Consider the following 11,996-nt stretch of genomic DNA (forward strand, 5'->3'; position numbering starts at 1 on the left):
TTTAGAAGCAAATTTAAATGGCGAATGAAGTTATGCTCCATTTACCAAAAAGTCTCCTCTAGCCGCTTGACAAGCTTTGAGCTTTTTTTATATAGCCACAAGCTTTGAGCTAGCAGTCTGTCAAATTTAAATTGATGAGTAAGCAAGTTCGCAGTCAGGACTTTAGCCCTTATTTTCTAAGCTTTAAATAAAGTCCTGACTACAAACTCTCAAAACTAGCTTGAAATACTACTGGTTAAATCTACTAAATGTTTGCTTGCTGCCGTTGATATAATGACCAATACAAACCCTTTTGTTGCAACAACTGTGAATGAGTACCACGTTCGGCAATCATGCCTTGCTCCAATACCAAAATCAAATCAGCACGTTTGAGGGGGGCAAAGCGGTGAGCAATCAAGAACACGGTACGGTTTGCAGAAACTTTTTGTAGGTTTTGCAGTACTTGCTGTTCAGTTTCACTATCCAAAGCGCTGGTAGCTTCATCCAAAACTAAAATTGGCGCTTGGGAAAGAAATAACCTTGCTAGGGCAATACGTTGTCTCTGTCCACCAGACAAGGCGGTACCACGTTCACCCACATTGGTTTCGTAACCGTAGGGTAATTGACTGATGAAGTCATGAGCTACTGCTAATCTTGCCGCTTCTACTACTTGCTCTGCGGTAATGTCAGGAGTACCGAGAGTGATATTTTCCAAAATGGAACCGTTGAATAAAAAGTCTTCTTGGAGAACTACACTAACTTGTTGCCGCAGTGATGCTAAATCGGCACTTTTAATATCAAAACCATCAATCAGGATGCGTCCTGATTCAATTTGATAGAGGCGTTGCAATAGCTTAGACAGGGTACTTTTACCAGAACCGCTGCGTCCGACAATACCAACAAATTGCCCTGGTTCAGCATTGAAAGAGATTCCCCGCAGAATTGCTTCAAAGTTCGGCCGGTAGCGGAAAAATACTTGCTCGAAGGTGACTTGTCCTTTTAAGGGTGGTAAAACTAGACCAGTTCCCAGTTCTGCTTCTGGGGAGACGTTAAGAATATCACCAATACGATCTACAGAAAGTAGCACTTGTTGAAGGTTTTGCCACAACTGTACTAAACGCAAAAGTGGGCCTGTGACTCTACCAGACAGCATTTGAAATGCAACTAGCTGTCCGACTGTGAGCTTTTGTTCGATGACTAACTTGGCACCAAACCAGAGAATCAGCATGGTGGAAAAATTGGTGAGAAAGTCACCAATGTTGCTGCTGATATTGGAGGTAGTAGAGGCTTTAAAACCTGTGCGAATGAAGCGAGCAAATAAGCCTTCCCAGCGATCGCGGGCTACTGGTTCGGCTGCATGGGCTTTAACGGAGTGAATTCCGGTGATTGTCTCTACTAGAAACGATTGACTATCGGCACTCCGGTTAAAAGTTTCGTTGAGCCAGTTACGCAGAATTGGTGTTGCAACTATCGTTAATGTGGCAAACAGTGGCAGTACTGCTAAGGCGACAAAGGTAAGTGGGACGTTATAGTAAAACATCAATGCCAGGTACACCACAGCAAAGATGCTATCTAAAATGACAGTTAATGCTGTACCTGTGAGAAACTGACGAATTTGTTCGAGTTCCTGGACTCGTGCTACTGTGTCTCCGACGCGCCGCGACTCAAAATAAGCTAATGGCAGACGCATCAGATGCCGAAATAGCTGTGCTGATAAACTCAAATCCAGACGACGAGCTGTATGGGTAAAGATGAATAAGCGCAGAATGCCTAGTATGGACTCAAATATGGCTACGGACAAAAGTGCGATCGCCATCACATCGAGAGTCGGCAAACTCCCTTGCACCATCACTTTATCAATGACAACTTGCGTAATTAGCGGTGTTGTTAACCCTAAAAGCTGCAAGGTAAAAGATGCTAACAATACTTCTATTAGCAATCCCTTATACTTCCAAACCGCTGGGGTGAACCAACTAAGGTTAAATTTTTCTTGCTGGGATATGAGTTCTACTTGCCAAAATCGTCCATCCCAAGACGCTTCAACTATTGACTGCGGCAAACTTTCACAAGTTCGTTCGGGATTTAGAGGGTTAGCGATAATTAAGCGATCGCCTTTAACTCCATAAGCTACCACCCAGGATGGACTCTGGGGTGAGTCAGAATTCCACAGTAGTAAAGCTGGAAATGACAGCTGTCGCAACTCACCCCAATTCACTTGTAACCGCCGCAACACTAACCCTAACTTTTCCCCTGCTTCTACAACTTGTTTTGGGCGTTGTCCTCTGAGTTGGCGTTGTACCCATTCCAGTTGCACAGAATTTTCTAACTGTTGCGCCACCATTGTTAAACAAGCAGCAGCAGTGTTCCAGCTAGCAACAAAGGGGTAATTTGAGATAATTAGATTGGCGGCTGGAAGTCCTCTTTGAGGTTGGAGACTATGGGGGCTGGAAGTTCCATCCGAGGCTGATATTAGTGAAGGATTGGAAGAGAAGGAAAATGTTTCTCTTTCTCCGTCCATTTCCACTGGCAACACTTGCCAGAACTCCTGAATTTGTGGGTTAGAAAATTCATTCCACAGCGCAGTATGCCAACAAACTACTACTACTTCTTTACTAGCGGCTACAGCTTTGAAATCCGCAGACAACTTTTGCAAGTCGCCAAACCAATCCCCCGCATCTAGAGCGGCTATTGGTTTGCTAACTCCCTCTTCTCGCAAGCGGACTTTCCCAGCCACAATTAAGAATTGATAACCGCCGACATCGTTTGACCAGATTTTTTCTCCCAGACGATACTGGCGGGTTTGGGACTCATTTTCTAATTGGGATTGTTGTTCGGGAGTCAGCCAGTATAGTGGTGGCTGATTCCAAGGCAAAGAAGCTAGCACTTTTAATCGTAAAGATTCATTATCCAGAATTTTTAACTCACTTGTAACTTGACTGTCAGTTTTTGAATTTTCTCTGCTAGCCATTTCTCAAACAACTCATTTTGTAGTGCTTGCTGTAGTTGAGTATCTTCTAAAGACGCTGGCAGAAATTGTTCTACTCGAAACAAACCATAAGGTCCTTCTCCTTGCGGAGAGTCTTTGCCAACGATTTCTATTGGTCCTACCAATTGTCCAGGACTGGCCACATCAATAGCTGCCCGTAATATATCCGGCATACTGCCTCGGCTGATAATTCCCATCATGCCGTTCATAATTCGGTCATCTGAAAGTGAATACTCTTTAGCTAGTTGTTCAAAACTACCTCCTTCTTCAATTTGGGTGTGTAGTTCGTCTGCCAATTCTCGATTATCAACAACGATCCGAGAAAGCACTATCCGATCCAAAAAAATTTTGCGTTCAATAAAATATTCTTGGAGTTTTGATTCCGTGACTACAGCTTTCAGTTTTTCTAACTTGTAACCGAAAGTAACCGATGTGTGAAAGGTAGCGTAATCTGTATTATTAGCCTTTAACCATTCTTGAAAACTTTGGGGGTCAGTCAGTTGATTTTTCAGCCTAAAGTCAATAATTGCCTGTTCAGTTATTGCTGTGCCAATTTCAATATCGTCTCGGGTTCGGATTTCTTCCTCAATTACGTACTGGCGGAGGATATCCCCGATGAACTGTCCCAATTTCCCCGAGGCTTGCAGGTACTTTACTGCTTCCTCAATAGAAATTATTTGGTCATCAATTGTCAAAAATGATAAAGATTCCATGAACTAATTATGTGAAAATTGTGAAACAATTATAGGACTTTTAAATTAAATCATATAGAAATCATCTAGTGATTAACTGTCAAAAATGATAAAGATTCCATGAACTAATTATGCCTAGATCGCCAAAAAATTATATGGCTAAGAAATCATCTAATTTTCCATAATCTCTTTTACAGTCTCGCGGGGACAAAACAGGATTTAAAATATTAGCTTTAGCGCAATAGTAAGGCAAATTATTTATTTTCTACCAATGCCCCACATAAACGAGTAATTGTTTATTTTCAGCGATTTACTTAATGAAACTTATCCATGCCCAAGCAATTAGCACAGCTGCGATCGCACCGATTAATGTATTAAAAATATTTACTACTTCATTGGTCAGCCAAGTATACTTAGATTGCAGTGTCGCGCCAATCACACTTTCTAAGTTGGTAGCAATAAATGCTGCCAGCACACACCAAGCGACTCCCAATAGATCAATTAAACCAACTCCCCAACCAACAAATGCGATCGCTACAGAAGCCACAATACCAGCTAAAGTCCCCTCCAAGCTTACCGCCCCTTCTGTACCCCGTGGCACTGGTTGGAGTGTGGTAATGAGAAAGGTGTTTTTACCATAAGCTTTACCGACTTCGCTGGCGGTGGTGTCAGCCAGCTTGGTACTGAAACTCGCTACATAGCCTAACAATAATAGAGACTGAGGATTGGGAACTAGGGATTGGGGACTAGGTACGAAAAATCCCGAATTAATCATCCCTACTCCCAAGGCACACAGCGCCCCAGTCAAAGCGGAACCCCAAACATTTTCTGGGCCTCTCGCGCCAGAGCGTTTTTCGGCAATTCCTTCTGCCTCCTTCTGCGCCATACCGATACGAGTAACGCCAGAACCAACCAGAAAATAGAACATTACTACTGCATATCCTTTCCAATCAAGAGTTACCCAAATTAAGATGGCCAAAAACCACGCATGGAATAATCCAGCAGGGGTAAGTAGTTTTTTCGGGGCAATCCAAGCTAAACCCAATAAGATTGTATTTAATACTACTGCTATTAGCCAGGGATTTACAGAATTAATTAAAGTCATGAGTAATTTTGTTTGAATATCAACAGAATAGCGAATTGTCATGCTTAATGCTTAATTTCTAAAACCTCTGCTGCTAAAGTAATATGTTTGTATATTAACTAAATAGCATAGCTATCGCTTTGAAAGCAGAGTGTAAAACTATAAACCAATACGCTTGGGTTAAAGGTAAAAACTAAAAGTGGTTTAGGTTGACTTGAGGAACGAAACCCTACATTATCAACTATTTGTTCGGTTTCGCTATGCTTAACCCAACCTACTATTTTTCACAAAGCCAAGCGTATATAACTTGAAACAATATCTTAGATATACACTGCAATATTGACTAAATAACGCGGATCAAACAAAATGCAAAACTTCTGTTTAGTCGGGTAGACTCTTTGAGTACGTAAACACCCAAAGAACTTTTATTGAGTGTGTTCAGTTACTAAAACACCATAAGTTGTAAGTGATTAAATCTAGGTTATTAAATGTGTGCCAACATAAACCTAAATTACTATAGCTGCACAAGACAAAGCAGCTCTCTCAATAATTAAGTATAAATTATATAATAAAGACAGGGCGAAGTCATAGCTATAGATATATGGCTAAAGAAAGTATTACTTAGTCCCCGATCTGAGTTATAAGCATAAAGGATATAAGTTAATGTTAATTAAAACTGTATTCAACTTGACCACAATCAAAACCTAACAGCATAAATTGTAGATCGAGCAACTACTAATCTTTTTGACACAACCTATGAGTCAAACTTTATTCCATCTGGCTTTCCCTGTGGCTGACATTGCCCAAACAAAAGCATATTACGTGGATGGCTTGGGCTGCATTCCTGGTCGTGAAAACCGTCACGCTTTGATTCTCAATCTCTACGGTCATCAACTAGTGGCTCACGTTACCAGAGAAGCCTTGATAGCGCAAGCTACCATCTATACCCGACACTTTGGGCTAATTTTTACCCAAGAACGTGATTGGCAAGATTTACTAGAAAGGGCACAACAACAACAGTTACTTTTTCGTGAGGAAAGCAAAAATCGCTTTGTTGGTTCTCCTCTTGAACATCGGACTTTCTTTTTAGAAGATCCCTTTTATAACCTCATGGAATTTAAGTATTATCGTCACCCAGAGGCGATTTTTGGAAGTTACGAACATACACAAATTGGGGATAGGACTTAAGTAATTTGTAATTCGTAATGACGCTCCTACATCGCTACCGCTACGCTAACGTAATTCGTAATTAAAGATAAATAAATTCAGCGTGGTAAGCATCCTAGCTACTGACTGGATTTTTTCTTCAGCAAGGGTAGCTTAATAGGCTCTTTTAAAGCTGCTGTGACTACTGTTAAACTCCTGGAGTCTGTCAGCATCCAGGGGTGTAGAGGGACAGGGACTATTACTTCACGTCCTACAGACATTTGTGAACTATTGGCTGGAACAATCATCAAATCATAAGGTGTCCAAATCGACGTAAAATCTAGCTGCCCCAATGTTACAGCATCAGAATTTAAATCTTTGAGAAAAATGCTGTCGGGGCGCATTTGTAAGCAACCAGGACGCCGAGAACCATAAGCAACTACAGTTCCATGATGGGGTGAAGAGATTGTGATAAACCGCTGCACGCGGTTAATTCCTCCTAGTCGTTGGACGTAGTAACGGCTGACAATTCCTCCCATGCTGAAGCCTACTAAATCTAGGCGTTGTTCTGATGCAAAGGTAGCCGTAACATAATCGGCTATCTGCTTTGCCAATTCATCAAGACCCACATCACCATTATTTGGTACTAAATTCAGTGTATGTACAGGCAAGCCTTGTTGTATTAAGTTTGCCCTCATTTTATGGAAAACTGCCTCTGTATCGTCAATCCCGTGTATTAACAAAACGGGATTGAATTGTTGATTTTCAATGTTCATTTACAAAATTGGCTGGATTAAGGGGTGTATTTTACTTTTGTAGGTACATACTGCTCTACAAAATTAAGCTATTGCTTTTCGGATTCTTTTAGAGATATTTTTGCTAAACTGAAATCCTTCTGACTACAGGTTGTATAAAATTTAACAAATTAATCTTGACATCTGCCAATAGGCTATGACACTCCTCCCACTGGTTGAGAGTAAAATGCTTGCTTAACTTCAATTAAATATTTAACAAACAAAGAAATGTTAATTATTGTAAAGCTTGCTTTCAGAATCTTGCTCTTCGTTACGGTAAAATTTAATAATTAGTTCTTGGTGTATCCAGGTTGCAAATGCTTGCAACAGAACATTTGCCCTGTAGTTTTACTACAATGTTAATTAAGCACAAACCTATAAGGGTTGTCACCAGAACGGGGTGACGCAAAGCAGAAAATGTAACATTTAGTCGTAATTATTAATAATTACGGTTGAGTTCCAAATATAAAAGGTAAAAGGCAGGAGTAATTGTAATGGATTTTATCAAAAATTTAATTTCGGGTATTCTGGGTTTCATTACTGGACTGTTACGAGGGAAAAACAAAAGCAACGGCTACTTCTTGGAATTAGACGAAGCCAAAGATGCTGCTAAAGAGGTAGCATCGAACGCGAAGAAAGTAGCAGAGACAACTGTATCGAATGCTAAGAAAGTAACGGCAACAGGTGCCTCTGATGCACCAGAAGCATCCAAGCCAGATTCATTGAACGGAACAAAAACCGCCGCAGCTAAAACTAAGGAAAAATCAGCTAAAAATTCCAAACCAGCCGATGTTACGCTTGTCCAGACTGCTGAGGGTCTTAAAGTTGAACCGGGCAAAAAGGCAAAAGCCGCAGCAGCCAAAGTCCTGAAAGAGGAGCCAAAAGAAACTACCTTTGCGCCTAAATATCTCGCTCCTTCGACGACTAGCTCTAATAGTCGTCGGCGTCCAGGAGCCAATATGAGTGCTTACCTAGAAATGGCACGTCAGGTTAAAACACCTAATAATTGATAGAGAACGTAAATTTACGATATCTATAGATTAAACGTGAATATGCAAGGTTAAGATAACTTTGCCAGTTGTAGATGGGGAAACTCTCCAAAGTAGGAGCGATCGCTTAATTTTCTCCACTACAACTGCATTTTTTAGGGTTGACGCTTTTTCATCCAACACTACCTGTCCTACGCGACCTTTGTTGACGGTGAACTCAAAGACAATTTCACCACTGAAGCCTGAAGGAAAGCTTAGTTTTTGAAGGTGTTGGGTTAGGTCAGCAATTCCTGTTTCATCTAAGCCAGTGACGCTGATTACTTCTAACTGATGGTTGATGGCTGCATCTGATATTTCACCTTGTTCCATCCTCTGGGAATCAAAGCTCTTAAAAGGGATATCGGCTTCTTTCGCTACTGGGGATTGTGGCGATCGCCTTTGCCGGAGAAAATCTGGAGCTTCTGCTGAGGGTGGCGATCGCCTTTGCCGGAGAAAATCTGATGCTAATGCCGCTCGCCTTGGACTTTTACGCGCAAAACCACCAGGAAGACTGCCAAACACTCCTTGGTAACTAACCGCTTCAGGCATTTGCACTGGCACTTGCATAGATATATATTCGCTTCCTGGTTCAACCCGCACGTCATCGCTGACAGCAACAAAAGCGGTGTATTGAGAAAGCAGTTGATAAGTTAAGGCTGTTTGTGTAACTGCCTCGACACCAGCTTTGGTTTCAAAACTTACCATTTGATTCATCAAATCTTTGATGTAGGCGCGTCCCCATAACTGCGCTACAGCAAGATTTTCTGTTTCCTCAAATTTGAGGTTATACGTTTTTTCGTAGTGCTTACCACCCGCAGCGATGCCGGAGATTTGCAGATTACCGCTAACTCCATCGTGTTTTCGACCAAACAAAACTAATGGTTGTTCGCTGAATAAATCAGGCGCTATTGCTGGGTAAATGACGGGCGATTGTGTGTCACCTTGCCAAGAGATTTGAATATTTGTGAGTACAGGATTGTTAATTTGTCTGTAAAATTTTTCGGCAACTTCTTCTATGGATTCATCATGACGAATAATTCTGGATATTCCCCGGCCAATTTCGGCGATGCGATTCAGTAAAAAACGGTTAACTGAACTACCAACACCAAAACTGTAAAGGCGATTTCCTGGTTGTAGGTGCTGTTGTACCTCCGCCAAAATCTCATTTTCGTTGCCGATGTAGCCATCGGTTAGAAGTACAAGACTCCGCAATCTTCCAACGGGTGTAGGGAAATTTATAGCTGTACGAATGCCACTGAGCATTTCTGTACTGCCAGCAGATTATAAATTGTTAATATAAGCGAGCGCTTGGGTACGATTTTCTGGTGTATTCGGCAGAGGTTTTGGTGATAACTGTCTGACTCTATAGGAAAAATCGATAATTGTGAAAGTATCGTTGGGATTCAACCCATTAATAAATCGTCGCATCAATTCCTGACACTTCCATAAAGGATCGCCAGATTGGGAACCGGAAGTATCTACCAAAAATACAACATCTTTAGGGATAATTTCATCAGTGGAATATTCTAAAGCTGGAATCAAATAAATTGCAAAATGTCCGCCGCGATCGTCGGCTTGGGTTAATACTGTAGATTGAGTTTCTTTACCAGAAACTTGATAGCGGAGAATTAAATCTTTGTTGGGGATTGTATCTTCTGGGGCTAATTGAATCCGCACAATTTGACCTGAATGTTCAAGTTTTAACTGATGTGAAGGAGAACGCACTTCAGAAATTGGCAAACCCGCATCAATTTCGACTGTGACATTAATATTGTGACGCGCGCGAACGCGTTCCTTCTGGGACTACAGGCGGTGTAATGCGGGAAGCATTAGGAACTTGATCTGTGTCACCGCTACCATCTATCGGCGTTCCTGGAATATATCTTGGCCCCACCACCATCGGGAAAACAAATTCGTAGTTCCCTGCCTCAAATTTTAAACTTTCGGTGTAACGAATCGTGACATCAATTTGTTCACCAGGTTTGATGTTAGCCAAAGATTGGGTAAAGATGTTGTCTCGTTCCTGTTCTAGAAGTCCGGCGGTGCGTCCTTCTTGTTTTGCCTTTTCGTAGATGGCTATAGCTTCTTCACGTTTTTTAATATTACCTTTGATAATGCGACTACCTATTTTGATTTCCATATCATCCACTGCCGCCTCATCAGGTAACGGAAAGATATACAGTGCTTCTAAAGGCTGCGTAAACGGATTTTCAAAACTTTGGATGACCTCAACTCGTGACAGATTACCTGCAATTTTTGCTAGAACTTCTGTGTGCTTGTGCTGAAAAAATTGCTGCTTTCCTTCAGGGCATTGAACGTACAAACCTCCCAATTGTTGGTTTTTATTGGCTACTATATTCATAAGTTAAATAGTTTTGTTTCTAACTAATCGGCATCTTTAATAAATACCAATCCACTATATAAATGAAAAGCTGAGTCCCAATTAGTCTGTTCCCTACGAAACAGATGAATGTGAGACTTAATATTACCCAGCATTTCTGTTTGATCTAATATTGTATCTGCAAACGATGTGAAATCTGACCAAATTTTTACTTGAGGTAATTGCTGGTCAATCCAACTCGATAAACTATTCCAATTAATTCTGATTGTATTTTGGCTAGCTTGGGGAATGATTTCTAAACCTTGCTGAAATTCATAACCGTTATCATCAAATCGGAGAATGCAACGTCTACCAGGTAGGTGGAAATCACAAAACTGGGCATAGTCTTGTGTTTGAGTTTTCCTTTCTAGTTTACCGCGCACGTCACGATCTACGACTTCCTCAAAAATCGGCAATAGTCCCACTACTCTTGCTGTGACTTCTGACCAGTCAAAGGTGAGAGAACCAAGTTGATTTTTCTCATTACGGCAAACAACAGTAGCTTGTGAGGTAGATTCTTGGAAATGTTTAACTTGATAAACTTGAATCTGCTGAATTTGAGCTATTGTTGCCCAAAAGCAAGGAATGCCAGCCTGCTGTAACTGTTTGCCGTAAAATTTTAGTTCTCCTACTTGGCCAGTGCGGTACAATCTCCAGCCACGACTTGGTAGTAACAGCCGTGCAGTGTAAGGGTCTAGCTGCATGATCTGGGCAAATTTTCGAGAAGCTTCTGTTTTTAGTTCGTTACTGAGTGGCTCTAAAACTAGTACGCCAGGTTCGGTGTTATTCTCTTGGGCTGTTGCTTGGGAAATGGCTCTTTGTCTTTCTTCTAGCTCCATTTCTTGTAGCCGTCGCAAACCTTGCCGTGCGAGCGTCACTATTCTATTATTCCTCGTATCTCGCAGCAGTTGCCGATAAACTTTTTCCGCATCTTGGCGCTTTTCAGATACTTCATGCAACCGACCAAGATAATATTGTACCCAAGGATGTTCTGGCGATTCTAGTAGCAGCTGTTTCAGTAATTTAGCAGCTGTTTGATAATCTTTATGTTCAAAGGCGATCGCAACTTGCTCAATCATCACTTACTTTGAATACACGCTGGAGTGATGTCTCATGCAAAATATCTTTTGCGTGAGCTATAAATCATTTATACTTCACAAGCTGCGGTAATCAAGGATAATGCTACAACTGGGGCTGTAACTGCTCTCAGGATGCGGCGACCAAGGGAAACAGGCTGAAATCCAAATGCGATCGCATTCTCGATTTCTTGTGTTGTCCATCCTCCCTCTGGCCCCGTAGCAATGACAATCGTTTCTTGTCCTATGTCATTTGTCCTTTGTCCTTTGTGCTGTAAGCAATCTTTTAAATGGGGAAACTCACCACGCGCCACACAGATATATTGCTGGCTGTTTGCAAATGACAAACCCGTATTAAAAGCAACAGGCTCTAAAATTGTTGGTACAAACGAGCGCTCTGATTGCTCGGCGGCTTCGGCTGCAATGCGCCGCCAGCGTTCGAGCTTTTGAGGACTAGGATGAAGCAAAGTGCGATCGCTCAATACTGGTGCAATACAAGTTACTCCCAACTCTGTACAACACCGCACCACTTCATCAAATCCATTACCTTTGGGTAAAGCCACCATCAACGTAATTGATACAGGTAATTCTGTTTCTACCAAAAGCGCTTCTAAAACCTGTGCTTGCTCCCCTGCTAGCTGCGCTAACCACCATTTTCCCTTACCATCCATTGCAATAAAGCGATCGCCTTCACGCAAGCGCAACACCCGCCCCAAATAATGTTGCTGTTCTTTGGTGAGCAAAATTTGCTCTTGTTGGAATTGGGAGGGTGCGATCGCAATTCTTTGCAGTTGAGACATGAGATTTGGGAATTTTAAGAATATCAAATCA

At 41.6% G+C, this 11,996-nt stretch carries 10 protein-coding genes and 1 pseudogene; 2 read left to right on the forward strand and 9 right to left on the reverse strand.

The annotated features are described in order from the left end of the window. Window positions 1–244: 244 nt before the first annotated feature. The 3 genes from H6G97_RS02560 to H6G97_RS02570 form a co-directional block, all read right to left on the reverse strand. Window positions 245–2,947, reverse strand: a complete 2,703-nt coding sequence (locus tag H6G97_RS02560) for a type I secretion system permease/ATPase (RefSeq protein WP_190939156.1) — start codon at window positions 2,945–2,947, stop codon at window positions 245–247. Then, complete coding sequence (locus tag H6G97_RS02565) at window positions 2,896–3,678, reverse strand: peptidylprolyl isomerase (protein ID WP_190939157.1); 783 nt, start codon at window positions 3,676–3,678, stop codon at window positions 2,896–2,898. Before H6G97_RS02565 ends, H6G97_RS02560 begins: the two co-directional genes overlap by 52 nt. Window positions 3,679–3,967: 289 nt before the next feature. Beyond that, window positions 3,968–4,804, reverse strand: coding sequence for a TIGR00297 family protein (locus H6G97_RS02570; protein WP_190939158.1), 837 nt, complete (start codon window positions 4,802–4,804; stop codon window positions 3,968–3,970). Window positions 4,805–5,497: 693 nt separating this feature from the next. On the opposite strand from H6G97_RS02570, the gene H6G97_RS02575 reads away from it, so the two are divergent. After that, window positions 5,498–5,929, forward strand: a complete 432-nt coding sequence (locus H6G97_RS02575) for a VOC family protein (protein ID WP_190939159.1) — start codon at window positions 5,498–5,500, stop codon at window positions 5,927–5,929. A gap of 98 nt (window positions 5,930–6,027) precedes the next feature. Here the strand turns inward: H6G97_RS02575 and H6G97_RS02580 are convergent, their stop codons facing one another. Continuing rightward, window positions 6,028–6,663: an esterase/lipase family protein gene (locus H6G97_RS02580; protein ID WP_190939160.1), complete on the reverse strand. Its 636-nt coding sequence runs from the start codon at window positions 6,661–6,663 to the stop codon at window positions 6,028–6,030. Between the two features lie 512 nt (window positions 6,664–7,175). Here H6G97_RS02580 and H6G97_RS02585 point away from each other — a divergent pair. After that, entirely contained in the window at window positions 7,176–7,691 is a 516-nt protein-coding gene (locus H6G97_RS02585) for a hypothetical protein (protein ID WP_190939161.1), read from the forward strand. 30 nt (window positions 7,692–7,721) lie between these two features. Here the strand turns inward: H6G97_RS02585 and H6G97_RS55300 are convergent, their stop codons facing one another. The 5 genes and pseudogenes from H6G97_RS55300 to H6G97_RS02600 all read right to left on the reverse strand — a co-directional run bounded on the left by H6G97_RS55300 (window position 7,722) and on the right by H6G97_RS02600 (window position 11,965). Further along, on the reverse strand, window positions 7,722–8,423 hold the full coding sequence (locus H6G97_RS55300) for an after-VIT domain-containing protein (protein ID WP_338421563.1): 702 nt from the start codon (window positions 8,421–8,423) through the stop codon (window positions 7,722–7,724). A 384-nt stretch (window positions 8,424–8,807) separates the two neighbouring features. Then, a pseudogene (locus H6G97_RS55305) lies at window positions 8,808–9,434 on the reverse strand (VWA domain-containing protein); the annotation flags it as partial. Between the two features lie 40 nt (window positions 9,435–9,474). Next, window positions 9,475–10,071: a VIT domain-containing protein gene (locus tag H6G97_RS55310; RefSeq protein ID WP_338421561.1), complete on the reverse strand. Its 597-nt coding sequence runs from the start codon at window positions 10,069–10,071 to the stop codon at window positions 9,475–9,477. Window positions 10,072–10,094: 23 nt separating this feature from the next. Beyond that, a complete protein-coding gene (locus H6G97_RS02595; RefSeq protein ID WP_190939162.1) occupies window positions 10,095–11,168 on the reverse strand; it encodes a tetratricopeptide repeat protein in 1,074 nt (357 codons plus the stop codon). Window positions 11,169–11,236: 68 nt separating this feature from the next. Continuing rightward, window positions 11,237–11,965 (reverse strand): 16S rRNA (uracil(1498)-N(3))-methyltransferase, encoded by a 729-nt coding sequence (locus tag H6G97_RS02600; protein ID WP_190939163.1) that lies wholly within the window; start codon window positions 11,963–11,965, stop codon window positions 11,237–11,239. Window positions 11,966–11,996: the final 31 nt, after the last annotated feature.

It is taken from the genome of Nostoc flagelliforme FACHB-838 (assembly GCF_014698065.1).
Taxonomy (GTDB): Bacteria; Cyanobacteriota; Cyanobacteriia; order Cyanobacteriales; family Nostocaceae; genus Nostoc; species Nostoc flagelliforme_B.